The following is a 23,044-nucleotide window of genomic DNA, read 5'->3' as shown; positions in this document are numbered from 1 at the left end:
AAAACAATAAAATTATCAATTGATAACCTAGTTGAAAATTCTTTAACTTTGAATATGTTTTAGTCGTTCTAACTATTCATTTAGCAAATATGCGGCTAGAAGTTCTGTTAGAGGGGGGGATAATTTAAGCTAAGAAAAATGAAGCCACTTAAGGCATGGCTTCATCAAATCTGTAAAGTATGAATTTAGGAGTACTGACGCACAATGAGCTGCCAATTGGATTTTTGTAGTGCTAATTGTTGCTTCACTTGTCGATAGCGCAGCATCAATAGGGAGTGTTCATATCTACGAACCATATTGTTTTTTTTACTTTCGAGCAGCTGTTTCTTTAATTCATAATACTCTTGCAACTGCATGACTAAAGCGTCAAATTCACGTTGTATGCTGGCCATAACGAGTTGCTGATTGGGCAACGCGGCGATCTGTTTTTGCGCATGGCTTAATGCCATTAACGCTTTCGCTTTTTCTACCTTAAGGGGAGGAGAAGTGCGCAGTTTACCAGCCAACCCAAGCCACGAACACAGCTTGATCAGCCATTTTGTTGGGTCGTATTGCCACCAATAAATCCCATTACGATAATCGTTTTCAAAAATATGGTGATAATTGTGGTAGCCCTCGCCAAAAGTGAAGAAAGCCAAAATACCGTTATCGCGGGCTGTATTTTTATCAGTATAAGGTTGGCTACCCCATATATGAGCCAGCGAATTGATGAAAAATGTCGTGTGATGATTGAGCACTAAACGCAGTGCACCCACGATCAGTAACATGCCCAGTATATCGTGATAAATAAAACCAAGGATCAGAGGAACGCCCAAGTTCATTGCGAGTGCTAAAGGCACATAATATTTATGCTGCCACATGACGATCTTATCTTTTTGCAGATCACGGCAGTTTGAGTAGTCATCGTACGTGGTTTTATTGTAGTGACGCAGCATCCAACCTATGTGTGAAAACCAGAATCCACGTTTGGCTGAATAAGGATCTTTGTCATTATTGTCTACATGCTTGTGATGAACTCGGTGATCAGAAGACCAATGTAGCGCACTGTTTTGCAGTGCAAACGCCCCACCTAATGCAAACAATAATCTCAGTGCCCAATGTGCTTCATAGGCTTTATGTGACCATAAACGGTGATAGCCCGCGGTAATGGAAAGGTTGCAAAAGGAAAAACAAATCATCAGCCAAAGCCAATGCTCCATGCCGTAGCCAAATTGCCATCCATACAAAGGGGCTGCAATCGTCGCTAAGCCCAAGCTGAAGCTAAAAATGACGATGTTTATCCAGATAAGTGGTGGTTTTGATGCCGATTCCATGATTAAAATCCTTGAGCTTACAGTTGTTCGCTAGAATATCAGCGAACAACTGTAAGTCAAAGAGGTTTAATGATTCTTTTAAGGGATTGTGACTAGTATATTTTGCTTTTCTATTTGAACCGAATAGTATGAAAGACGATGTTAATCCTTACAGGAAGTAATAAGGACTAGAATATGGAAATAAAAGCAGCTGAATATTGCGATTTTGAAAGAATTGCTCAGCTACACGCTCAAAGTTGGCGAACTCACTACCAAGGCATATTAGGAAAAGAGTACCTTGATAACGACGTTCTAGAAGACCGTTTACTGATTTGGCAAACTCGCTTAATCAATCCACCATTTAATCAACATGTCCTACTGATTGAAGAGGGAGGGCTGCTGTGTGGGTTTATCTGCGCCTTTGGTAACCACGATTTTGACAAAGGCAGCATTATCGAGTCTCTGCACATTGATGAAAATTATCGAGGAAGGGGGATTGGTCGCCAGTTGATTCAAGAGATGGCGGCATGGTTTGAGCAGTATTTCCCTAATAGCGGTGTGTATTTGGAAGTGATGGCAGACAATAAGCAAGCCATCGAATTTTACGACTACTTAGCTGGTCGACCTAAAGGAGAGCGTTTATGGCGGTCTCCCTGTGGGCAAGATATTAAAGAGTGGGTTTATACTTGGACTAGCCCAACAGATTTGCTGGCTTCGGTCTCTTCTACGGTTGATTGAAACGCATAGTGCGCGGGCTATGTCTTCTTACCTATCGGTATTCGTGTGATTCGTTCTTGATGTATTGAGGAAGAGGCGATGACCAAATATGATTGCATCTTCCAGACACATGAGTTTTTAGTGATCTAAAGTTTTCAAATGCTATAAATAGAAAAAGCCTCTGATAATCAAAGGCTTTTCTTGACATTTGGCGGAGAGATAGGGATTTGAACCCTAGGATAGCTATTAACCATCGCCGGTTTTCAAGACCGGTGCTTTAAACCACTCAGCCATCTCTCCGTGTGGTGCGCATAATAGATAGCCACCATAATATTGTAAAGCAATAAGTTGAGTCATCGACTCGGTTTGGCTAACCGCAATAACGTTTTCAGTTACAGTAAAGCGCTGTTTTACCGCTTCCCTTGATTTTATGAGCTATATACTCTACAACCTAGTTATCTAATAAAATGGTGTTTTATTTTTATTTGATTGATTTATATGTAATTTGTGTGTTTCAGGGAACGGTTGTACGCTCGAAAGTGTTTGCAGCTAAGTGTGAAGTACTTCAAAATTACCTCAATCCAAGGGCATTCTAACTAATCACCGAGGTTTAGATGAAAGTCGAGAATCTTTTTAAGCATCGTGGCGATTCAATGAACAAGTACTCCTCTGAGCTTATGCAGTGGGTATCACCTTCAGTACGTGAGTACTGGGGCGAGCTTCTACATAAAACAAACAGTCGCCAGTTGTTTTCTTGGGTTAGAGATTTTCACCAACCAGCAGTGAATGAAGATGCTCCTATTGCCGAACCCTTGATACTCAAACCTGAAGCGCAACGTCTGTATAAACAGCTCCAGACTCAGATTGGTGAAGTCATTCATACAGGTAAATGGCTGGTGGTTGATCAAGAGCGCATTAACCAGTTTGGTCAAGTAACTGAGGATATGCAGTGGATTCATACCGACCCTCAAAAAGCGGAAGTTGATTCTCCATTTAGGACCACAATTGCGCACGGCTTTTTGACCTTGGCCTTGTTACCTAAATTGACGGATAGCGTTGATCCTGACAAACCAATATTTCCGACCGCAAAAATGGTGGTGAATATCGGTTTAAATGAAGTTCGTTTCCCGTATCCAGTGAAATCAGGAAACCGAGTAAGAGCCATTAGTACTCTATTGAAAGTTACGCCAATCAAAAAAGGTTTGGAGATCGAGAGAGAAATTAAAGTTGAGATTGAAGGTATTCGTCGCCCAGGCTGTGTCGTGGTTTCAGTAATCCAACTCCATTTTTAACTTTAGAAAAATGGCATAGAAACAGGAGAGTCGATCACTCTCCTTTTTTGTATTTATTTGTTTTTCAAAGGAATATAACCATATTCTTCTATGCGAGCCTTTGCTTCCGCTGATTTTAAAGATGCAATGAAAGCTTGAGTCTCTTTAGTGATTTTTTCAGGGTAATAGACCACTAAAAATGGCATGGAAAGTTTATATTCATGAGTGACAATATTTTTTGCAGTGGCTTCTACCCCCTCAAATTTTATCGCTTTAATCGATTTATCTACCGATCCCGTAGAGATGAAACCGATCGCTTGAGGGTTATGGTTAATCAGTGTCTTAACCATACTATTGCTATTGACCACTAAGTTATTGGAACTGATGTCTGACACTAAGCGATCATTAATCACACGAGTCAGGCCTAATAAGCTTTCAAAGCTATAGCGGGAACCTGATGATGCTTCTCTGGTCACAACTGCGATTTTTTGATCAGCACCACCGACTTGTTTCCAGTTGGTTATTTTCCCTTTATAAATATCAAATAACTGCTCACGAGTCAGATTTTCAATACTGTTTAAGCGATTGATTACAACAGCCAACCCATCATAGGCAATCGGCAAGGTGCTCATCGTCTCATCTTGCTCACTTTCTGTGAGGTAGCGCGAGCTCATGGCGATATCTGCGACACCTTTTTTCAGTAATGTGATGCCAGCACTCGAACCCACGGCTTGAACCGCGATATAAGTTTCAGGGTGTGCGGTATTGTAGTCCTCGGCGAATACTTCCATGATCCTAGCGACCGAGGTCGAGCCAGAAATATTAACTTCACTTGCGAAGGCAAACTGGGTATGTAGCAAAGTTGAAAGCAGTGTAGCAAGCGCGACTCGAAACATAGTGGCTCCAATATGGTTATTTAGAAAAATTGAGCCACCATAATATGTCGTATAGATGACACTTTTGTGAACCACAAAGGTAAGTGGTTTGTAGCCTTACGGTTTTTCATATCAGAGATAAGCGAAGTCAGCTATAGTCGAGATGTCAGGAAGCCGTGTTTGAGCGAGGGTAAAATGGCGGTAGTGAATTTGTTGCAACGTCAACTAGAACGAAGAGCAGAGCTTGTTTGCCATAATCGTAACCAAAGTGTGTCTGTTGAATTAGGCAAATCCTGTTTTGAGCCGATCGTTAACGGTGTGCACTTCATCAAACACCATTACAAATTAGATTCAACGCATTGCGACTATTCAAGTATCGTGGCGAAAGTGATTTGGGAAGAAGCTAAATGGGCGCTGTATATTCCCAATACGGATCCCGATAAAGAAATTGAAGATTGGTTGCCGTATCCTTTTCTCCCTAAAACAACGGATTTGACGGCGTTGATCCGCGAAATTGAAAAAGATCCTAAATCTTACTTTTGGTGATCAATAAGCAATAAAAAGGCACTCCGAAGAATGCCTGATAGAAATGTCTATGCTGCTAAAATCACTCCCCTTGGATAGTGGTATTAGCTTCTGAAGGTATAGGTAACGGTTCGAAAACCTGAGTCGGTTTTGCAATCAGACTGCGGTTTTCCATATTCACTTCTGCGAGCACGACTTCGAGCGTATCACCGAGCTTAAAGACGACTTCTTTATCGACAAGCAGCGTTCCACTTTCCGCATTACATTCAATACGTTCTTTGTTGTCTAAGATTAAAGAACCAGGAATGAATGCGGCTGCGCCATTTTCCAAAAGACGTACGCGCATGCCAGCTCGATTGATATCAAAAATTTCAGCCGTAAAACGGGTGCCTTTGCTCGGTTCGTTTACTAGCGTTCTAGCATAGAGCCAGTCGCCTACGTTACGTTCGGCCATTTTGTGGTGTTTGCGGTGTAGTGCCAACTCTTCACCAACGGTTCCATCCGGTGTTTGTACGGGCTCTTTGTTTAAAATATGTGCTTTCAACATACGATGGTTGATCATATCGCCATATTTACGGATAGGAGAAGTCCAAGTGGCATAGATATCCAAACCCATTGCGTAATGCGGAAGAGGTTGGTTTCCTATTTCACTGTAAGCTTGATACTTGCGGATACGATTATCCAGATAGCGGGTCTCTTGCTTACATAACCAGCGACGTAAAGAGGCAAAGCCTTCTAGAGTCGCTAAGTTATCGGCAGTGTATTCAAGCTCACCCGTTGGGTTGACTAATTCGACAACATCGGCAATTTTTTCGGGTTTGAACCCCGCGTGCGTATTGAACACGCCTTGGCCAAAATGCGCTTTGAGCGTTTTTCCCGCACAGATATTCGCGGTTATCATCGCTTCCTCAACAAGACGGTTAGCACTACGGCGAAGATCCGCATGAATTGCCACTACGTCGTTGTCTTCACTCAGTTCAAATCGATAATCAGGGTGATCAGGAAACACGACCGCGTATGTTTCGCGCCATTGTGCGCGCGCTAATGAAAAATCATACAAATCACGCACAACGGAAGCGATTTGGTCACTTGGTTGCCAATCGGCAGAAGTGCCCGTCTCTAACCAATCTGATACATGATCATAAACCAATCGAGCATGCGATTTAATGTTGGCCGCAAAAAAGGTAATGTCATCGCCAATCACACCTTCTTTAGTCACTGTTACGGTACAGCAAAGGGCAGGGCGAACTTCATTTTCCATCAACGAACACAAATCATCGGCTAAATCACGTGGCAACATTGGGATATTGCGGCCAGGGAGATAAATAGTGAAACCCCGCTCACGCGCGACACTGTCCATCTCGTCATCTGGCGTGATGTATGCGGTTGGGTCTGCAATAGCAATGGTTAATGTGAAGTCACCGTTCTCGGTTCTTTGGGCGAACAGTGCATCATCCATATCTTTAGTTGATGCCCCATCGATGGTCACGAAAGGAAGGTGGGTCATATCGATGCGTTGTAGGTCGGCATCATCTTTTAGCTGCCAATGTTCAATACCAGCCGGCTCACTGTTAGGCAGGTCATTTTCAGCTAAAGTCACCCACCAAGGTGCAATCTTATCGTTGGCATCCGTAATTTTATGGGTGATTTCAACCATAAAGCCGCTATCGTCTTTCAGTGGATGGTTAATAAGCTGTGCAACAACCCAATCACCTTCAGAGAAATGTTCAGGGTTTAATCCTTTTTGCACCTTGGCTTTCAGCGATTGCCTTTTTAGTTGCGGGTTATCGGGCGTGACATTCAGCTTACCTTTGTACAGCTTTACACGGCCAATGAAGCGAGTTAATGAAGGCTCAAGCAGCTCTTGAGGCTCAGCCACTTCTTTCTCATTCTCGGTGCGAATGATGGCCACCACTTTATCTCCGTGTAGGCATTTCTTCATGTACGGAGGCGGAATAAAGAAGCTGTTCTTACTGTCAACTTCTAAAAAGCCGAAGCCTTTTTCAGTGGCTTTTATCGTGCCTTCTTTCTTAGGCAAGTTCTCTTGGATTTGTTGCTTGAGTTGAGCAAGGAGCGGATTATCTTGAAACATGTTTCTTTTTCTAACAAATGCGATTGGGCACACTATAATCATTGAGCGGGATGATTACTACCGAAAGCGTTATTTTTGCTAGTCTGCTTTAACAGTGCGCTGTAAATGCAGCTTCTGTGTTCGTTTTGGGTGAATTAATGAGCTTAATGGTCATTTATGACGAATTTTTGTGATGTAATTCAATTTTTACTAGCTTTTTTTATGCTTTTAGGGAATAATCCGCGTCCCTTATATGTCCCTAGCGGCTTGATGCGTTTTAAGACTTATCCGCATCTGAACGGAACTCAGCTCTTTTTAATGGATCGGTATTGGAATTGGTAGAGCACGTGGGACCTTTTGTTAATTAATCTAGTGGGATCTCCATGCAAGACTCTGTAATTCAATTTAGTGAATTAGCCCTAAACGACTCAATCCTTTCTGCTCTAAATGAAATGGGTTTCGTTTCTCCAACTCCTATCCAAGCTGCTGCTATTCCATTTCTTCTTGAAGGAAGAGATGCGCTAGGTAAAGCACAAACAGGTACAGGTAAAACGGCTGCGTTTTCTCTACCTCTACTGAACAAATTAAACCTTTCTCAACACAAGCCACAAGCAATTGTGATGGCACCAACTCGTGAACTTGCTATCCAAGTTGCGGCAGAAATCAAAAACCTTGGCCAAAAGATTCAAGGCCTTAAAGTACTTGAGATCTATGGCGGTGCTTCTATTGTTGACCAAATGCGCGCTCTGAAAAATGGTGCTCATATTGTGGTTGGCACACCTGGTCGTGTAAAAGATTTGATCACTCGTGATCGCCTTCATTTAGACGAATGTCATACCTTCGTCCTTGATGAAGCTGACGAAATGCTCAAAATGGGCTTCGTTGATGACGTAACTTGGATCATGGAACAAGCACCTGGCACCGCTCAACGCGTGCTGTTCTCTGCGACTATGCCTCCTATGGTGAAGACGATTGTTGACCGTTACCTACGTGATCCAGCTCGTGTTGACGTAGCAGGTTCAAACCAAACTGTTGCGAAAGTAGAGCAGCAATATTGGGTTGTTAAAGGTGTTGAAAAAGATGAAGCGATGGCTCGTCTTCTTGAAACAGAAGAAACCGATGCGTCAATCGTCTTTGTACGTACTCGTCAAGACACCGAGCGTTTAGCTGATTGGTTATTATCTCGTGGCTTTAAAGCGGCAGCGCTTCATGGTGATATTCCGCAATCACTGCGTGAGCGCACGGTTGATCATATCAAACAGGGTGTAATCGACATTCTTGTTGCGACAGACGTTGTTGCTCGTGGTCTTGATGTTCCACGTATTACACACGTGTTCAACTATGATATCCCATTCGATGTAGAATCATACATCCACCGTATTGGCCGTACTGGCCGTGCTGGACGCAAAGGTAAAGCGATCCTTCTAGTTCGCACGAACCAAATTCGTATGTTGCGCACGATTGAGCGCGTAACTCGTTCTCAAATGGAAGAGATTCAACTTCCAATGCGTGACAAAGTTGCTGAAGCTCGTCTCATCAAACTGGGTGCAGAGCTAGAAGCTGACAAAGGTCATACTGCTTTAGACAAATTTGTTGAGCTCATTGAAAAACTTCAACAAAGCCTAGAGATTGATGCCACAACACTGGCGGCCATTTTACTGAAGCGCCAACAAGGCAATCGTCCACTGTTCTATGTCGGCCCAGATCCAATGGTCGACGCGATCGAGCGTGAAAAATCACGTCGCCGTGATCGTAAAGAGGGTAGTGAGCGTGGTGAACGCCGTGAAGGCGGTCGCGATAGCCGTGATGGACGCGAAGGTCGCCGCGAATATGGTACTGCGAGCAATGACTGGGATACTTATCAGTTACAAGTCGGCCGTGAGCAAGGCGTGCAAGTGAAAGACATCGTTGGTGCTTTAGCTAATGAACTTGGTTTAACCAAAGGTTCAATTGGTGCAATTAAACTTGCTCAAGGCCATACATTCGTACAGCTTCCTAAATCAATGTCTTCAGATGTTGAAGGCAAATTGCGTAAACTGCGTATTCGCCAAAAAGAAGTCGGTGCCGTTGTATGTGACTTTGATGACTTCCGCGAGTCTCGTGGTCGTCGTGAAGGTGGTAACGGTGGTGGTGCCCGTCGTGAAGGCGGAAACGGTGGCTTCCGTAATCGTGAAGGCGGTGCTCCTGCGGCTGGCGCAGGTCGTGGTGGCCGTGAAGGTGGCTTCCGTGGCAACCGTGACGGTGCAGCAGCGACTGGTCGTGATGGTGAGCGTCGTTTTGACCGCAACCGTGGTGGCGACCATCGTGGTAACTTCCGTGGTGAACGTGGTCACGGCAATGCTAGTGCTAATGCTAATGCCAATGCGGGTACGTTAAGTCGTCCTCGTCGCGCTGAAGCATAATCAATTATTGAAACTCCAAAGCCCGTGATATTTATCATGGGCTTTTTCTTTTGATTTATATAATTCGATCTTTGCATTTCTAGCGTGAGCTAGTTAAAATCTTCACTTCATTGAAGTTCCGGTATTCGTGTTACCGAGTGAGCTTCGATGGGTTATTTTCAATCAAACTCAACACGTGTTGCTTGGTATGTTACAAGGCAACATAACCGAACAAATCCCCTCCTTTCGACATCCATTCATAAACATCTAATTAATCCATAATATCCAAACACTTAGCTTTCTTTATGTCATTTCTATAATTCAAGGTTAGATCACTCATACCTAACAGGTTTCACTTGCATTCACAGTCTATTTGTACCAAATTTGTACCAAATATTTTTGGTACAAACGAATGGCAATCACAGACGCTTGGCTTAGAGCCACCCAAGGGAAACCCTATAAGGGGAAACCCGAAGTCACTCACCGTGACGGTTTAGGCGTGCGCGTTAGCCCTAAGGGAAAAATCACTTGGATTTACCGGGTGATTTACCTAAGCAAACCGATCAAAATGAAGCTTGGTGAATACCCGGCAATGAAAATGCGTGACGCATTGCGTGAGCGCGATAAGAAAGCCGAACTCGTTATGTTGGGTGTTGATCCTCGCATTGGCGTTAACCTTTCAGAAAAAGCCCTCCCAAGCACCATAGACGACTTAATTGACTACTGGGTAGAAAACCACGGTAAAGACAACGTAAAGCAGTGGGAAGCGCTGCAGAAGATGTTCAAGACAGATATCAGCCCTTACCTTGGGCAGCATCAAGCCAAGCATCTAGAATTGGCTGATTTCATGCCGATATTTAAAAAAGCAAAGCAGCGTGTCAGTGCAAAGCATTCTGCAAACCTCATGGCTCGATTTAAACAAGTGCTCTCGTATGCGGTTCGTCATGGCTTACTGAAATACAATGTTTTGTCTGAAGTAAAAAAAGCCGACGTGGGTGTGCAAACAGACACTAAAAAAGGCAAGCAGAATGAAGCCGGGGTGAAAGCGCTTTGGAAAGCGATTGATGATATTGCCGTACATGAAAGCAACAAAAACTTTCTACGCCTAATGATGATATTTGCCAACCGAAGCAACGAGCTACGCTTGGCAAAGAAGCAAGACTTTGACTTAGATAACTTGGTTTGGACAGTTCCAGAAGAGAACAACAAAATCCGCAAAAAGCAGGGTGGGGCGATTCGCCGCGCAATTCCACCATTAGCGGTAGAGATCATCCACAATCAATTTGCGATATGGCCAGAGTTCGAGATTATGTTTCCACCCGTGAATAAAGGGGAAGACAGGCCAATGTCACCAAACATACCAGTGGAGTTTGGGAACAAGTTAGCTGACGCGATAGAAGCGGCAGGTTTTCCACGCACAACAAATCATGATATGCGAAGAACAGCCCGTAACATGTGGGAAGCGATGGGTGTTCCATTCCATGTGGCTGAGACTATGTTGGGTCATAAAGTGCATACGGGCGTGCAGAGCCACTACCTAGATTACGACTACTTAGATGAGCAAAAAGAAGCTTATAGAGATTGGTCTGAAGTTTTAGTTACGGGGTAGGAGCAAGACCTAGCTAATTTTTGGATTAAGGTATAGCTGGCGCATTTTTTACTCTAAAAGATGTTATGCACTATTGCGAATAACATAGTCATGTCTAATGATAGTTTTCAAGTTGTTGTAAGTGAACATACAAAGCAGTTGCCAGTATCTGTCGCCCACTTCAAATACCGAGAATGTGCGTGGCGTAGAGTTTTGTAGTTGATAATCAACTAGATGCTGTTCACTCACTTTGCATATTGATATATTGTCAATAATTTAATTATAAGCTATTACAAGGAGTACAAGAAGGTGGCTCAAGACTTTGATTTTTATCAGAAAAGGGAAGGTTGTCGCAATCTTGTTCTATTTGTACATGGATTTACAGGCGATTCTAAAAAAACTTGGACAAATGCAAACGGTACAGTTTTTCCCAAGCTATTATTAGATGATGCAACTCTTTCAGAAAACTTTGATATTGCTTCTTATAACTACTTCACCGAGTTACTAAACTTATTTGCAGATACAAAAGAGAAAGCTAGGCGTATTCGTGACTTGATATGGAGAAAGACACATAAAAAGGAAAGAAACCTCGATATTGATGAACTTTCAAAAAATCTATCTAGCCATTTAAGATTTACTTTAGAACAGTACGACAATATCTATGTCATCGCCCATAGTATGGGAGGATTGATTATTAAGAGTTTGATTAGAAATGAACTCAGCCTTAACAGTCATACAAAGATAAAACTGTTTATTTCCTTAGCTGTGCCTCATCAAGGTGCTTCTATGTCCGTTCTTGGTAGTATAATTAGTAGTAATTTACAGATTTCCAACCTAAATCCAGTAGAGAAGTTCATTACTGAGCTTAATCAAAGTTGGGTATACCTAGACTCAAAACCCGTTACAAAGTACTTCTATGGTGGCTACGATACAATCGTTACGCAGCATAGTGCAGTAGCTATAGAAAAAATCAAAAAAGATACTGTTTCAGTTGCCGAGGATCATACAACTATATGTAAGCCAGAGGATAATGAGACTATTGTTTACATTAGCGTTGTTAAATTTATAAAAGAGCAATTTAAAAACGAAGAGTTGGATAAGATTGGATTTAAAAAGCTAAGTGATACAGATAGCTCTGATTTAGATAAAGAGTTGTTTGTTCTAAAGCTAATTGTTGCAGAGATAGAAAATGACACTCAAGATAATGCTAAAGAGCTATTCTATAATGCAGAGTTTGTAAGGAAACTATTTAGCTCTAGACATGATAAAGAACAATTGTCTAATTTGTTTACGAATATACGCCAATTGTATAAAGATAGTTATGATAAATTTCTTGCTGACGATAATGTTAACTCTGGTATTTTGCTGTCTGAAGTTCATACAAAGATAACTGAACAAGACTCTCTTTTACTTAAGACTTTAATCCCTTCTCTTCAAAACTATCATAAGAAAGGGATGCTACACCAACTAGCTAATGATAGCTCCAATGATATTTGGTGGTGTAAAGGAAAAACATTGGATAAGGTGAGGCGATGAAACTTCCTTTTATTGAACCTGATGATGATATTTACCTGAATATTAGTATTGTACTTATAGTTTTATACTATTTAGGCTCTACAAAGCGGGGAGCTTTGAAAATAAACAATGAAAGGGTTCACCTATATGATTACTTGGTTAGGAATCCTAAAAAGCTTAGTAAATTGTTGAATATATTAGGAAAGGGCAATCTGATTGGTAACAGGGATGACTACTCAGTTTCATCTATATCATATAATCTAGATCCTCTATTTGACCGTGATAGAATGAAATATATTCTGACAATTTTGGCTAAGAAAAATTTAATAAATGTTAACTACAAGAATAAGGAAGGTTTTTTATACACTTTGACTGATAATGGTGTGAAAATAGTAGGTGATTTAGAGGGTGAATATTTTTCAGAAATAAAATTATATTCTCAACAATTAGTTTCTACGCTAAGTCTAAATATTTCTCAAATTAACGCTGGTTTAAATCAAATTATAAGAATAGGTACCATTTAATGGCTAGTAGTATTTTAATTAATGAGCTTATAGTTGTTGGTCATGAGAAAAATTATAGTGTCAAATTCTATAAAGGGGTCAATATAGTATATGGTGACTCTGCAACTGGAAAATCTAGTATTTTGAACCTTATTGACTATTTGCTTGGGGCGAAAAAATTTGATCTTTATCCAGAAATAGAAGCATCAGGAAAGTATGCTGCTCTAGATTTAGAGTTAAATGGAAATAGATATACGATTAAGAGAGATATTTTTAAGCCTAATATACCAATTGAAGTTTATCCATGTGGATTTAGTGATATTGATAATTATGCTTGTAAAAAGTATCTCCCTAGTTTTGCTAAAACTTCAGCTTATGGTGCCTTAGAATATTATTCAGATTTTTTATTAGATTCATTAGATCTTCCGAAGGTTCGGTTGAAGGAAGCCCCAACTAAGGATGACTCTAAGCTAGTTAGATTGAGCTTTAGGGATGTCTTTAAGTTTTGTTATGTGGATCAAGATACTCTTGGTAGCAAAGCATTCTTAAAATCAGATAATTATGTGGTCCAAATCAGGAGTAGAGAGGTGTTTAAATACATTTTCAATGCTCTAGATAGCAACTTAAGCACCTTAGAGGGTTTTCTTTCTGATAGAGTTAGAGAAAGAAGAACTATCGAAACGAAGTTTAGTATGGTTGCAGAGTTTCTTCGAGAATCAGAATTTGAAACATTAGGTGTTCTTGATGATAGTGTTAACCAAATTGATCTGAAAATTAAGCAACTAGAAACTAACTTGAGTAATTTAAATAAGTCTAATGTTACTGATGATGAAATATACAAAGTAATAAAAACTGAACTTGAAAATATATCTTTAGAAAAAAGAATGCTTCTACAGAAATCTCAAGATATGAAGTTGAAAGTTGAAAAATTTACAAGGTTAAAGAATGATTATATCAATGATATAAACAAATTTAAGGCATCAATTTCTGCTAGATCTGTTATAGGGGAAATAAGTGACGAAGTTGAGCTGTGCCCAATTTGTGATGGAACATTGGATGTTCGTGTTGCAAAGCAAAGGTTTACAATCGGTGAGAATGAAAAGATATCTCATGAGATTAATTTGTTAAAAAGACGAGTCAAGGATACGGTAGATATTATCTCTCAAACAAGGGAGGATTGGGATAAAATAATTGTTGAACTAAAAAAAATCGATGATATTGAAACCGATGCGTTAAAGCTACAGGAAAAAAATACCAAAGAACTAACAAGTCCATACTTGGTAGAAAGGGATATGTACACTTTAAAACTAGGTGAGCTGCAACAAAAACGAAAGGAGATAATTAATAAATTAAAAGTTAGAAATCAACACAACTATCTTTCGAAAAATATTAAATCTTTAGACATCAGAATAGAAAAATTGAAAGTAGAGATTAATGCTTTAAAGGAAAGCGCACCGTCTATGTCCGCAGTATTAAACGATCTAGCCGACTATCTTCATAACTATCTGAATTTTGTAAAGATTAAATCGCCAACGGACATATCTTTCGACTCTGTTAATTTTTCGGCAAAAGTTAGAGGAATTGAATATTCAAATCTTACCTCTGGCGGACTTAGAACTATTGTTAGTATTGGGTACTTGTGCTCTTTACTAGAGGCATCTTTATACTCTAGTATTAATTATCCTTCGTTCCTCATGATCGATACGGTGGGTAAATATCTCGGTAAAACAAAGGAACAAAGATACGAAATTAATTCAATTGAACAAATGGAAAATGATAAAGAAGCTGTATCTGACCCATTGAAGTATAAAAACATCTATGAATTTATTATTGAGTTAACGGGGAGGTTTGAGAATAAAAATCGGACATGTCAAGTCATACTTGTAGATAATGACGTTCCAGATCATATAGTCAGCGATTTATCTGGTTTTATTGTTGCTCACTATAGCTCAGAAAGAGCAAGTGGGCTCCCCGTCGGTTTTATAGATGATATTTAGGAATTTTATAGATAATATTTAGGAATATTCTAACTATATTAGAAGCGCTAACCGTTTTTTATCTGTGGTTTAGGTAGTGTCTAATTTAGGTTATTTCCCTAAAAAATGGGTGTCCAAAATTAAGCCACACCCAGGCAGTTTATTATGAACGTTATTTATACAAAACTCGACAAGCTAAACAATAAAGCCCTTACAGTAACTAGTACTATAAGGGCTTACAATCAAACCATTCCTCTTTCTTCTGCCCATGCAATGAACTCTTTGTATGGGCGTTTTCCTTTCATGCCTTTCACACTTTTTGGGAAGCCTAGATCTTGCGTCCAGCGCCAAAGGGTAGGTTGGCTAATGTCTAACAGTTCGCGAACTTCTTTATCGCTGATGAACATGCGTGGGATGGTAGTTGTTGTAAATTGTTGAGTGGCCATTTCAATTTCCTTTTTTAGCTGGTTTATTCATATAACAAACATAAAATACGACACAAATTACGGCGTAAACGATAAAGCTAGTCATACGCTATCCCCTTGTGTTGTGGTATCAAGCGTACCCGGTTGATTGTGTGCCAACACATGGCATCACCCATAAACAGCCCGCCTTCACGTAGCTTGGCGCAACCTTGTGGGAGTTGTTCACCACACTTACTGCAGCAGCCCAATTCTTTTTCAATCACTGGAATCTCCGCATGTACACGGTGAATGAGCGATTGTAAGGCTTCAATTTGAGCATAGGGCTCAGTTGGATAAGCAAAAAACTGGCAAATGGTATCGAGCTTATTCAATTCGCTTGGTGATAACGTAAGTCGAATGTCATTGTTACCGTTGGCCTTGCGCCTGTCTCTTAAGCGCTGGGCACGTATGGCCGCAAGCTTCTTCTGGCGTTCAGTACTCATTTTTTCGCCTTACTTCTTGCTTTAGCCGCCTGTTTTTTTACTGGTGACAGTAATTGCCGAGCACGAGATAAGCAGTAGTCAAAGCATTTACCTCCGCGTGAACCTCCAAATGATGCTGTGGTTCGGTAAGTACTCACTGCGAGGTCTGATGCTCGCATGACTTCAGAAGGTTCATACCCTTCGTCAAGTAAAATGTGTTTTACGTTTTTATGAATAAAATCTTCATAAGAGTTGCGTGTATTCACAGTACTCATTGCACTTTCCTTTTTTGGGTGAAACCCAGCAATCAGCCTAAGTACTTGAAATTGGTGGTCAGCCAGTTATATACTGATTGCGAGGCGTTAAGTCTCATTGCACAAAGTTAGCCCCTGTTGGTTTGGTCACCGACGGGGGTTTTCTATTTAGTCCCAACCGACGTAAATGTTTTCTCCATAAACAGAATCAAAGCCAGTGATTTTTGTTTGAGCGCAATAAAGTTTATAGAAGAACCCAGCCAAGCCTAATGCGTAAGTCGCTCCTGTGATGCATCCGCTGATGGCTTTATCATCTTGATTGATATAACCGATGTGGTAGGTTTTTGAATCGGGTTCACGGTGGTTATAACAAGTTACTTTTATAAAACTCCAATCATGTTCAGGGTGAATGGCTTTCAAGAAGATAGCGTTATCACTTTCCTCCCACTCGATTTCAATCTCTTCATGTCCGTATTGTCGGACGTCATCTGCCCAATGTTTTTGGATCTCATCAAGAAGTGCTTGGGCAGTCATTTCTTTGGGAACAGGTGCTAACTTTTCATCAAGCAGCGCTTTCATGTGCGCTTTGGCTGTAGTGTTCATGGCTTCGGTGTAGCTTTCAATCACTACGTCACTGATAAACTGGTTGTATTCTGGAATTGTGATTTCGCTAAGACTAGCGTTGAATGATTCTTCAATCTTCCCTTTGATAGATTTGCCGAAATCACTGTGACTACGCATTGCTTGATTAATGCTATCTTTCATTGTTTCTTGGAGCTTTTCTGAAATCATTTGCTCAATAGCCCCTGCCGAGATCATGGCATTGATTTGTTCATTAACGATTTGCTGTAGTTCTTTCATTTGTTTTTCCTTTCAAGGGTTAAAAAGTTGTGGCTACTCAGGCCGCCTAGCTCATTGCACAAAGTTCTAGTTAGCCGATGGCGTTCAGTTTGTTGCTCAATTGGTCAGAAAGAGCGTTGAATTGGTTGATTATCTTCAGGCTCTCATCACCAACGTTTATTTCTAGCTTTTCACATTGGTCACTAAGCTGGATGAGTTGTTTTAGCTCATCGTAGAACGGGTCCGATTTAGGCGTGTTCGCCAGGAACTGCTCAAAGCTCGTTTTATGTAGCTGAATGGCTTTAAAGCCTTCGAGTGCTTTAGTAAGAGTTGCTGTTGTTAGTTGTTTCATTTTGTCACCTTATCAACTTAACTTATGGTTAATCTAACTTATGGTTAAGTTGCGTGTCAATAACTAACGGTTATTTTTTGATAAAAAAATAGCCCGCATATGCGAGCTATCTAAAAATGGAAGGGAGCTTTGAGGTGTTACAAATCCATAATTACTTGTTTTACATAACCAACAATACGGCAATTGCCATTGATAGGGATAGGATCGTATTTGGGGTTTAGTGGTACTAAAAATTTCTGAGGGCCATCGATTTCTAGCTTCTTAATCGTAGCTTCCGGAGCATCATTCAGTGTTGCCACCACAATCTTTCCATTGTCGGGACAACTACATGGTTCAACAACGACAATAGAACCTGAGGGGATAGATGGAGATCCATGAGGGTTGGTCATTGAGTTCCCTGTTACTCTCATCGCAAAAGCTTTATTAGATGTATTTGCGGATACTGTTTGCCATTCAAATTCAGTATCTTGGTCGATGACTACCGTTTGCCAATTACCAGCCTGTACTTGGCTTAGAATGGGAATTACTTTTAAATTTTGAGAGTCTAAATACTGAGCATTTGGAATCTGAAGATTTAAAACCCGACCAGCGGAAGACCTATTTCCTTCAGGGTCAAGCATTTCAATATCGTTACTATCTAAGAGGCTTTCTACAGTTGTGCCTAGTAGGTTTGCAATGTCGGCAAGCTTTTTAGTATTAGGCATCGATTCACCAACTAACCATTTACGAACACCAACTAAGGATATCTTAAAAGGTAAACGTGATTGCAAATAAGTTGCACGCCCGCGTCTGGGGATTCCCGCCAAATCACATGCTTTGTTTAGCCTGTCAGTAAAAAGTTGCTGCCGATCCATAGACTATCTTCTATCAAATTAACCATAGGTTATCTTAACTTAGTTGACACCTAACTATCAGTTGATGTTTAATTGATTAACTTTTGGTTAAGTTAAGGGGCTTAAATGGAACCAAATATAGTGAGTAAAGTGCTAAAAAAACATTTCCAAGGTAGTTATCAAGCAATGGGAGATTTGTTTGGTGTTAGTTCTCAAGCAGTCCGCAAATGGGAAAAATCTGGTGAGTTTCCTGCAAAAAACGGACGCACGCAGCAAGCACATGAGCTTACTAACTTGAGCTATGAAGTGCTAACGCCTACAGCGTTCAAATCTCCAACAAGCTTTAAGTCTAGATTAGCAGAGTTTATGAAGCTGACCTGATCACCAACATTCTGGATAAACAACCAGTAAGGAATATGCATGCAACCTAGTTTGAAAAGCGTTATTCATAACGCTGTTGTCGCTTGGCGAAGTGATGCCACTAAAGAGCAGATCGCGGAATTTATCTCCCGTTGTTACCACAAGATGAAAATCTATGAAGAGGAAGACTGCCAGCGAGAGCACATTCTTAAAGTGCCATCGGCAGCAAACAACCTGAATAATACGCAAAACTTATTCCGTTATATGAGCCGAACCAGCATTGAAGCCAAGGCAAATGTGATGGACCTACTTCCTGCCATTATCTCAGCTATGCCAAAAGCAAGAGCAACCGTGGCGTTGAATCAATTCTTAAACCCATTGGGCTATTCAGTCGCGGCCATTGGCTCATGCGATAGCATGGTGAACCGAGATCAATTATTGGCGAATTTTAGTAAAGAATCGTCAGAGGCTTTTCGTTCGGTTCTGTTGCTAAAAGAGCATGCCACACGTGACCAACTTCGAGACGCTTACAAAGAGATCCAAGAGAGTGCCGGTTCTCATGAACCCTTACTCAAATACATTGAAACTTTAATCGCGCTAAAAGGCTGACCACCTCGATGCATTTCAACCACCGAATAAGAGAACTTTGTGCAATGAGTCTTTATATCGTTTTTATCAGTGGTATCCGTTTCTGGATGTATACCACTGCCGAAGGTAAACGCGTCGTTTCTCGTGATGAAGCAGCGGCTATTTTCCACAGAATGCAAGCGGCTAGGGCGGCAGTATGATTGAATTTTTAGATCGCCCGGTGGCATTTCATCGCTCTTTTGTGAGGCTTGGTATTGGGGTGACGGGGGCTTTGTTGCTTAGCCAATCGCTCTACTGGAGCAAAAGAACCAATAATACCGATGGTTGGTTTTATAAGTCTGCTGAAGAGTGGAAAGATGAAACCGGCATGACGCGAACAGAGCTAGAAACAGCGCGTAAAAAACTGCGTAATTTAGGCATTTTGGAGGAGAAAAAAGTCGGTGTACCTTGCCGACTTCATTACCGTATCAATGCTGCAAACTTGATTGCATGTTTACAGCAAACTAGTTTGCAGGATTCCTGCAAACAGGCGTGCGGGAATCCTGCAAGCATGGCTGCGGAAAACCTACAAGCTAATACAGAGAATACACAGAGACTACCAGAGACTACTTCAGAAAAGAGTGATGCGCCTAAGCGCAAAACGGCTTTGAGTTTCATTCTTGAAAATGATTGGCCTAGCGAACTTAACCAAGCGGCGTGGACGGCTTGGTTGGAGTATCGCAAGAAAGTTCTTAAGAAACCTTACAAGTCGCAGCGTAGTGAGCAAGCTGCGATAACCAAGCTGCTCAACTTATCGAAAGGCGTTGCTGAGGTTCAAAAGTTCATCGTTGATCAATCCATTGATAACGATTGGAGTGGGTTGTTTGAGCTGAAAGAGGGTGTTTGGGGTGCGGCTAGAGCGGGTATGAGTAATACCTCAACGACGGCCCAAGTCGGTGAAAGCTACCGTGAAGGCATGGATGTTTCTAAGTACCAACTACCGGAAAGCAGGGGGTAACTATGACATCATTACAACATCTTCAAGCACGTATTCCAGCGCATATTCAGCCGTACAGCCGCGCCCAAATGGATGAAATTCGCAAACGCGAGGAAGAGGAAACCAGCCGTAAGATCTTCCAGCAATACCAAGTTGCCAAAGTGCAAAGCGCACTTGGCCGTAGCGGTATTGGTAAAAAACACGCCAAGTGCCGTTTGGATAATTACATTACCGAAACTCAAGGCCAGCGAATAGCGTTTAACCACGCCAACACGTGGTTGGTGGATTTCCTGAAAGCCCCACACAACCGCAGCTTTGTGTATTCCGGTACGACGGGAACGGGCAAGAATCACCTTGCGTCGGCCATTGGTAATAACTTACTCGCACGTGGCAAATCAGTGATGGTGATCTCTGTGTCTGATTTGATGCTGAAAATTCGTGATAAGTACAATTCAAGCAGTGTGATGACGGAAGCGAAGTTTATTGAAGTGCTAAGCAAAGTCGATTTATTGGTGCTTGATGAAGTTGGGGTGCAGCGCAAGAACGATCACGAAAACATCATGCTGAGTACGATCATCGATGCGCGTTGGGCGAACGACTTACCAACCGGCATTCTCACCAACCTTGGTTATGAAGAACTGCAAAGCCTACTTAGTGAGCGAGTGGTAGAACGCTTGCTCGATGATGGTGGAGAGTGGGTTTCATTTGCATGGGAAAGCTTTAGAGCTAAGTCGCGCAACAAAGTAAGGGGCGCATGATGGCTATTTTAGTTCATTCAACGTCACCCGCTGAAGACAAAAACCGTTGGGGTACAACGTGGGAATGTTTTGGTGATGGGCAGGCGCTGTTCGGGCGTAAGTTCAAACTGGATGTGTGCGCAGAGCCTGCAACGGCTAAAGTGGATCGTTTCATTACTTCGCTGGTATGGTTAGAGCAACGCGCAGGTAACTACTTTCAACGTGGTATCGGTTTTACCGCTAACGACTTTAACCCGAACGCGAAAATAGTGGGTTTTGATGCACTTGAGCTGCGTTGGGAAAATGATTTTTGGTGTAACCCACCGTTTGACCTAAAGCAGTTGTTCATCAAAAAGGCTTATCAAGAAGCCAGAGCAGGGCTAAGTGGGATGATGCTATTACCCTATGAGCCTGCAACCACTTGGTGGCGTGAATTGGTCGATGGTAAAGCTACCGCCATTTATGAACCGGATGGACGCTACAACTTTTTTGATATTGACGGGAAAACCAAAAAGCGCGGCGTTAACTTTCCTTCAGCTTTTGTGCTTTGGACACCGCACCACATGCACTACACACCGAAAATTCCTTTCACGAGAGGAGTAGCAAAGGCAATGGGACATAACTTTATCTATCCGTTACAGGAGGTAGCATAAATGCGACCTGAAACGTTATTAGCGAAATTTGATTTAAAGGGACTAAATTACGAACAAATGCACAATGGTGGTGGGAAAGGCTTATTCTCGTTAGAAGAGCAGTTGGCGATGGTTGGCGTTACATGGAAAGAGTCACCCATAGGCTTTTTGATCTTATTTGTTGAAATGCAGAATAATCACCACTCACGTAACATGCTTGAAAAAGCGGTTATGCTTGAGGTGATCAACCAAACACAAAACTGGCGTGGCCAGAAATGTGAAAAGGCTTTTGTAGCATTGGTTCGAACTGCTATTGAAGAGTCGACGAACCCGCTAGGCCAAGTGTGCCCATCCTGCGGTGGTTCGGGTTTTTATTTAAGTGAATGCCGTCATAAACGAGTTTGTAGCCACTGCAATAATGGACGCATTGAATGGAATTATGAACAGCGCTTTGCTGCGATGTGTTCTGGTGAGTTTGCTTGCACTTACAGCATGTTTAAGCGCTATCACGAAGTGCTTGAGCCGATCACTAAATGGCTTTGCGCCAAGCGTAATGCGGCTATGCTGGCACTGATGGAGCGAATAGAACGTGAGAAAATGGCTTAGAAAAGTATTAGATAATAAGTAGTGGCTCGCAAGTTTGTTATCTCTCACTTTTTTTTGAGTATTTTTCCGTTAATTTTGAGACAAATAACAAGTAACACCTTCATTTGCTGCTATAAACAAAACGCCTTTTGTGCGTTTCTTATTCTGGATAAAGGCGCTTTCGCGCCTTTCCTTTTTTCTGATAGGTTAGCTTAATTCTCTCTCATCGCATTCAACGTGAGGTCGAAGGTTTCTTCTTCCATTTCAATGCCGATAAAACGCCGATTTAATGCTAAACAAGCCTTACCTGTTGAGCCGCTCCCCATAAAGGCATCAAGCACCACATCGTTCTCACGGCTACTCGATAACAGAACATGTTCAAGTAATGCTTGGGGTTTTTCGCATGGGTGTTTACCCGGATAATATTGCACCGGTGCAAATTGCCAAACGTCTGTATAAGGAACGTCATTGGTGACACTAAAGGGGCGGCGCAAATGCTCATATTCCGCTTTTAAGCCGTCAAATTCACGAACAAGCGTTTGGTACTGTGAATTCAGATCATTGTATTCACCGACTAATTCATGATGCGATTTAACCAGTTCCCCTCGTTTTTTATCAAAAAGCCTCTGTAATTTCAGATATTGATCTTCATTTGGTAAGGCCCATTGGCTTTCACTAAACCAGTGGGAGCACATTTGTGTGCCTGTCGCCTCGTTGATTTCTTTCGCGGTTACGCCAAGCTGTTTACGCGCATCCATAAAGTAATCAATCAGAGGTTTGAAGACCTGTTTTTTTAATTGAGAGCATTGAGTGGTGTAGCCAGAACAGCCTTTTGCATATCCCTCAGCGTTATAATGCCCGGCAAAAATAATGCGTTCAGTCGCGGGAAAGAACATGCGTAAATCTGGTTTGTGCATGCGCCGCCATGGGCCCGAGGGCTTAGCCCAAATGATATGGTTAAAAACCTCAAAGCGATTGCGGATCAGTATTTCTGTATCACTTGCCAGTTTGGAGCCACAGAACAGGTAAAGGCTACCCGAGGGTTTTAACACACGCCAGAATTCAAGAATGACTTCATCAAGCCAAGCGAGAAAAGATTGAACGTCAGGCCATTGGTTATCCCAAGCATTGCGTTTAACTTGGAAATAAGGGGGATCGGTTAGAATCAGATCGACGGAGTTATCCGCCAAGGTTTTAAGGTACGGTAAGCAATCTGCGTTGACTAATGTAGCACGACCATCGTGCAGGGTGTGTTTGTGCATTCTTATCTCCTGTTAACAAGAGCCT

General features: G+C 41.6%; 25 protein-coding genes and 1 tRNA gene. 15 read left to right on the top strand and 11 right to left on the bottom strand.

Annotated elements, in window-relative coordinates:
* Positions 1 to 185: 185 nt before the first annotated feature.
* On the bottom strand, positions 186 to 1,313 hold the full coding sequence (locus tag AACV12_RS15815; RefSeq protein ID WP_170900822.1) for an acyl-CoA desaturase: 1,128 nt from the start codon (positions 1,311 to 1,313) through the stop codon (positions 186 to 188).
* Between the two features lie 174 nt (positions 1,314 to 1,487).
* Here AACV12_RS15815 and AACV12_RS15810 point away from each other — a divergent pair, with 174 nt between their 5' ends.
* Positions 1,488 to 2,030: a GNAT family N-acetyltransferase gene (locus AACV12_RS15810; RefSeq protein ID WP_013868537.1), complete on the top strand. Its 543-nt coding sequence runs from the start codon at positions 1,488 to 1,490 to the stop codon at positions 2,028 to 2,030.
* A gap of 188 nt (positions 2,031 to 2,218) precedes the next feature.
* Here the strand turns inward: AACV12_RS15810 and AACV12_RS15805 are convergent.
* Positions 2,219 to 2,309 (bottom strand) — tRNA-Ser (locus tag AACV12_RS15805).
* 314 nt (positions 2,310 to 2,623) lie between these two features.
* Here AACV12_RS15805 and AACV12_RS15800 point away from each other — a divergent pair.
* Entirely contained in the window at positions 2,624 to 3,301 is a 678-nt protein-coding gene (locus tag AACV12_RS15800; RefSeq protein WP_013868538.1) for a MaoC family dehydratase, read from the top strand.
* A gap of 53 nt (positions 3,302 to 3,354) precedes the next feature.
* On the opposite strand, the gene AACV12_RS15795 is transcribed toward AACV12_RS15800, so the two are convergent.
* Positions 3,355 to 4,176 (bottom strand): phosphate ABC transporter substrate-binding protein, encoded by an 822-nt coding sequence (locus AACV12_RS15795; RefSeq protein ID WP_026027798.1) that lies wholly within the window; start codon positions 4,174 to 4,176, stop codon positions 3,355 to 3,357.
* 174 nt (positions 4,177 to 4,350) lie between these two features.
* On the opposite strand from AACV12_RS15795, the gene AACV12_RS15790 reads away from it, so the two are divergent.
* Complete coding sequence (locus AACV12_RS15790) at positions 4,351 to 4,701, top strand: DUF3024 domain-containing protein (protein ID WP_026027345.1); 351 nt, start codon at positions 4,351 to 4,353, stop codon at positions 4,699 to 4,701.
* A gap of 61 nt (positions 4,702 to 4,762) precedes the next feature.
* Here AACV12_RS15790 and rnb read toward each other — a convergent pair whose 3' ends face one another.
* The gene (rnb, locus tag AACV12_RS15785) at positions 4,763 to 6,772 is read right to left on the bottom strand and encodes an exoribonuclease II (protein ID WP_170899502.1); all 2,010 of its coding nucleotides are present in this window, start codon (positions 6,770 to 6,772) and stop codon (positions 4,763 to 4,765) included.
* A gap of 362 nt (positions 6,773 to 7,134) precedes the next feature.
* Here rnb and AACV12_RS15780 point away from each other — a divergent pair, with 362 nt between their 5' ends.
* The 5 genes from AACV12_RS15780 (at position 7,135) to AACV12_RS15760 (ending at position 14,735) form a co-directional block, all read left to right on the top strand.
* Positions 7,135 to 9,153 (top strand): DEAD/DEAH box helicase, encoded by a 2,019-nt coding sequence (locus tag AACV12_RS15780; protein ID WP_013868542.1) that lies wholly within the window; start codon positions 7,135 to 7,137, stop codon positions 9,151 to 9,153.
* A 391-nt stretch (positions 9,154 to 9,544) separates the two neighbouring features.
* Positions 9,545 to 10,741, top strand: coding sequence for a tyrosine-type recombinase/integrase (locus tag AACV12_RS15775; RefSeq protein ID WP_170900820.1), 1,197 nt, complete (start codon positions 9,545 to 9,547; stop codon positions 10,739 to 10,741).
* A gap of 288 nt (positions 10,742 to 11,029) precedes the next feature.
* Positions 11,030 to 12,256, top strand: coding sequence for an ABC-three component system protein (locus AACV12_RS15770; protein WP_170900818.1), 1,227 nt, complete (start codon positions 11,030 to 11,032; stop codon positions 12,254 to 12,256).
* The gene (locus tag AACV12_RS15765) at positions 12,253 to 12,759 is read left to right on the top strand and encodes an ABC-three component system middle component 4 (RefSeq protein ID WP_170900816.1); all 507 of its coding nucleotides are present in this window, start codon (positions 12,253 to 12,255) and stop codon (positions 12,757 to 12,759) included. The genes AACV12_RS15770 and AACV12_RS15765 overlap by 4 nt, the downstream gene beginning before the upstream one ends.
* Positions 12,759 to 14,735, top strand: coding sequence for an exonuclease SbcC (locus AACV12_RS15760; RefSeq protein WP_170900814.1), 1,977 nt, complete (start codon positions 12,759 to 12,761; stop codon positions 14,733 to 14,735). Before AACV12_RS15765 ends, AACV12_RS15760 begins: the two co-directional genes overlap by 1 nt.
* A 221-nt stretch (positions 14,736 to 14,956) precedes the next feature.
* On the opposite strand, the gene AACV12_RS15755 is transcribed toward AACV12_RS15760, so the two are convergent.
* From AACV12_RS15755 to AACV12_RS15730, 6 genes are all read right to left on the bottom strand, one after another.
* Positions 14,957 to 15,160 (bottom strand): helix-turn-helix transcriptional regulator, encoded by a 204-nt coding sequence (locus AACV12_RS15755; RefSeq protein WP_017042942.1) that lies wholly within the window; start codon positions 15,158 to 15,160, stop codon positions 14,957 to 14,959.
* Positions 15,161 to 15,237: 77 nt separating this feature from the next.
* Positions 15,238 to 15,621: a hypothetical protein gene (locus AACV12_RS15750; protein ID WP_170900812.1), complete on the bottom strand. Its 384-nt coding sequence runs from the start codon at positions 15,619 to 15,621 to the stop codon at positions 15,238 to 15,240.
* The gene (locus AACV12_RS15745) at positions 15,618 to 15,875 is read right to left on the bottom strand and encodes a hypothetical protein (RefSeq protein ID WP_170900810.1); all 258 of its coding nucleotides are present in this window, start codon (positions 15,873 to 15,875) and stop codon (positions 15,618 to 15,620) included. The genes AACV12_RS15750 and AACV12_RS15745 overlap by 4 nt, the downstream gene beginning before the upstream one ends.
* 147 nt (positions 15,876 to 16,022) lie before the next feature.
* Positions 16,023 to 16,715 carry a hypothetical protein gene (locus AACV12_RS15740; RefSeq protein ID WP_170900808.1) on the bottom strand — a complete coding sequence of 231 codons (693 nt, stop codon included), beginning with the start codon at positions 16,713 to 16,715 and terminating at the stop codon, positions 16,023 to 16,025.
* Positions 16,716 to 16,785: 70 nt separating this feature from the next.
* Positions 16,786 to 17,046, bottom strand: a complete 261-nt coding sequence (locus AACV12_RS15735) for a hypothetical protein (RefSeq protein WP_170900806.1) — start codon at positions 17,044 to 17,046, stop codon at positions 16,786 to 16,788.
* Positions 17,047 to 17,183: 137 nt separating this feature from the next.
* The gene (locus AACV12_RS15730; protein WP_170895110.1) at positions 17,184 to 17,900 is read right to left on the bottom strand and encodes a S24 family peptidase; all 717 of its coding nucleotides are present in this window, start codon (positions 17,898 to 17,900) and stop codon (positions 17,184 to 17,186) included.
* A 105-nt stretch (positions 17,901 to 18,005) separates the two neighbouring features.
* Here AACV12_RS15730 and AACV12_RS15725 point away from each other — a divergent pair, with 105 nt between their 5' ends.
* From AACV12_RS15725 to AACV12_RS15695, 7 genes are read left to right on the top strand one after another with little or no spacing between them, the layout of a single operon-like run.
* A complete protein-coding gene (locus AACV12_RS15725; RefSeq protein WP_017042099.1) occupies positions 18,006 to 18,260 on the top strand; it encodes a hypothetical protein in 255 nt (84 codons plus the stop codon).
* Positions 18,261 to 18,299: 39 nt separating this feature from the next.
* Positions 18,300 to 18,848 carry a toxin YdaT family protein gene (locus AACV12_RS15720; protein WP_170900804.1) on the top strand — a complete coding sequence of 183 codons (549 nt, stop codon included), beginning with the start codon at positions 18,300 to 18,302 and terminating at the stop codon, positions 18,846 to 18,848.
* 44 nt (positions 18,849 to 18,892) lie between these two features.
* Positions 18,893 to 19,027, top strand: coding sequence for a hypothetical protein (locus AACV12_RS15715; protein WP_267906061.1), 135 nt, complete (start codon positions 18,893 to 18,895; stop codon positions 19,025 to 19,027).
* Positions 19,024 to 19,824, top strand: coding sequence for a hypothetical protein (locus AACV12_RS15710; RefSeq protein ID WP_170900802.1), 801 nt, complete (start codon positions 19,024 to 19,026; stop codon positions 19,822 to 19,824). The genes AACV12_RS15715 and AACV12_RS15710 overlap by 4 nt, the downstream gene beginning before the upstream one ends.
* A gap of 2 nt (positions 19,825 to 19,826) precedes the next feature.
* Positions 19,827 to 20,561, top strand: a complete 735-nt coding sequence (locus AACV12_RS15705; RefSeq protein ID WP_170900800.1) for an ATP-binding protein — start codon at positions 19,827 to 19,829, stop codon at positions 20,559 to 20,561.
* Positions 20,558 to 21,193 carry a phage N-6-adenine-methyltransferase gene (locus AACV12_RS15700; protein WP_249371367.1) on the top strand — a complete coding sequence of 212 codons (636 nt, stop codon included), beginning with the start codon at positions 20,558 to 20,560 and terminating at the stop codon, positions 21,191 to 21,193. The genes AACV12_RS15705 and AACV12_RS15700 overlap by 4 nt, the downstream gene beginning before the upstream one ends.
* Positions 21,194 to 21,778, top strand: a complete 585-nt coding sequence (locus AACV12_RS15695; RefSeq protein ID WP_170900798.1) for a hypothetical protein — start codon at positions 21,194 to 21,196, stop codon at positions 21,776 to 21,778.
* 191 nt (positions 21,779 to 21,969) lie between these two features.
* Here the strand turns inward: AACV12_RS15695 and AACV12_RS15690 are convergent, their stop codons facing one another.
* Positions 21,970 to 23,019: a DNA-methyltransferase gene (locus tag AACV12_RS15690; protein WP_170900796.1), complete on the bottom strand. Its 1,050-nt coding sequence runs from the start codon at positions 23,017 to 23,019 to the stop codon at positions 21,970 to 21,972.
* Positions 23,020 to 23,044: the final 25 nt, after the last annotated feature.

Origin of the sequence: Vibrio sp. 2-2(8) (genome assembly GCF_963888495.1) — a bacterium.
Classification (GTDB): Bacteria; Pseudomonadota; Gammaproteobacteria; order Enterobacterales; family Vibrionaceae; genus Vibrio; species Vibrio anguillarum.
The sequence above is the reverse complement of the archived record's forward strand: the minus strand, read 5'-3'. Positions and strand labels throughout refer to the sequence as shown.

Bases quoted from the DNA above. Each gene is read 5' to 3' on its own strand.
- AACV12_RS15700 (WP_249371367.1), top strand. From the start codon at position 20,558: ATGATGGCTATTTTAGTTCATTCAACGTCACCCGCTGAAGACAAAAAC.
- AACV12_RS15810 (WP_013868537.1), top strand. From the start codon at position 1,488: ATGGAAATAAAAGCAGCTGAATATTGCGATTTTGAAAGAATTGCTCAG.
- AACV12_RS15710 (WP_170900802.1), top strand. From the start codon at position 19,024: ATGATTGAATTTTTAGATCGCCCGGTGGCATTTCATCGCTCTTTTGTG.
- AACV12_RS15800 (WP_013868538.1), top strand. From the start codon at position 2,624: ATGAAAGTCGAGAATCTTTTTAAGCATCGTGGCGATTCAATGAACAAG.
- AACV12_RS15815 (WP_170900822.1), bottom strand. From the start codon at position 1,313: ATGGAATCGGCATCAAAACCACCACTTATCTGGATAAACATCGTCATT.
- rnb (WP_170899502.1), bottom strand. From the start codon at position 6,772: ATGTTTCAAGATAATCCGCTCCTTGCTCAACTCAAGCAACAAATCCAA.
- AACV12_RS15730 (WP_170895110.1), bottom strand. From the start codon at position 17,900: ATGGATCGGCAGCAACTTTTTACTGACAGGCTAAACAAAGCATGTGAT.
- AACV12_RS15690 (WP_170900796.1), bottom strand. From the start codon at position 23,019: ATGCACAAACACACCCTGCACGATGGTCGTGCTACATTAGTCAACGCA.
- AACV12_RS15695 (WP_170900798.1), top strand. From the start codon at position 21,194: ATGCGACCTGAAACGTTATTAGCGAAATTTGATTTAAAGGGACTAAAT.
- AACV12_RS15745 (WP_170900810.1), bottom strand. From the start codon at position 15,875: ATGAGTACTGTGAATACACGCAACTCTTATGAAGATTTTATTCATAAA.
- AACV12_RS15740 (WP_170900808.1), bottom strand. From the start codon at position 16,715: ATGAAAGAACTACAGCAAATCGTTAATGAACAAATCAATGCCATGATC.
- AACV12_RS15790 (WP_026027345.1), top strand. From the start codon at position 4,351: ATGGCGGTAGTGAATTTGTTGCAACGTCAACTAGAACGAAGAGCAGAG.
- AACV12_RS15725 (WP_017042099.1), top strand. From the start codon at position 18,006: ATGGAACCAAATATAGTGAGTAAAGTGCTAAAAAAACATTTCCAAGGT.
- AACV12_RS15705 (WP_170900800.1), top strand. From the start codon at position 19,827: ATGACATCATTACAACATCTTCAAGCACGTATTCCAGCGCATATTCAG.
- AACV12_RS15735 (WP_170900806.1), bottom strand. From the start codon at position 17,046: ATGAAACAACTAACAACAGCAACTCTTACTAAAGCACTCGAAGGCTTT.
- AACV12_RS15765 (WP_170900816.1), top strand. From the start codon at position 12,253: ATGAAACTTCCTTTTATTGAACCTGATGATGATATTTACCTGAATATT.
- AACV12_RS15780 (WP_013868542.1), top strand. From the start codon at position 7,135: ATGCAAGACTCTGTAATTCAATTTAGTGAATTAGCCCTAAACGACTCA.
- AACV12_RS15760 (WP_170900814.1), top strand. From the start codon at position 12,759: ATGGCTAGTAGTATTTTAATTAATGAGCTTATAGTTGTTGGTCATGAG.
- AACV12_RS15750 (WP_170900812.1), bottom strand. From the start codon at position 15,621: ATGAGTACTGAACGCCAGAAGAAGCTTGCGGCCATACGTGCCCAGCGC.
- AACV12_RS15715 (WP_267906061.1), top strand. From the start codon at position 18,893: ATGAGTCTTTATATCGTTTTTATCAGTGGTATCCGTTTCTGGATGTAT.
- AACV12_RS15720 (WP_170900804.1), top strand. From the start codon at position 18,300: ATGCAACCTAGTTTGAAAAGCGTTATTCATAACGCTGTTGTCGCTTGG.
- AACV12_RS15775 (WP_170900820.1), top strand. From the start codon at position 9,545: ATGGCAATCACAGACGCTTGGCTTAGAGCCACCCAAGGGAAACCCTAT.
- AACV12_RS15795 (WP_026027798.1), bottom strand. From the start codon at position 4,176: ATGTTTCGAGTCGCGCTTGCTACACTGCTTTCAACTTTGCTACATACC.
- AACV12_RS15755 (WP_017042942.1), bottom strand. From the start codon at position 15,160: ATGGCCACTCAACAATTTACAACAACTACCATCCCACGCATGTTCATC.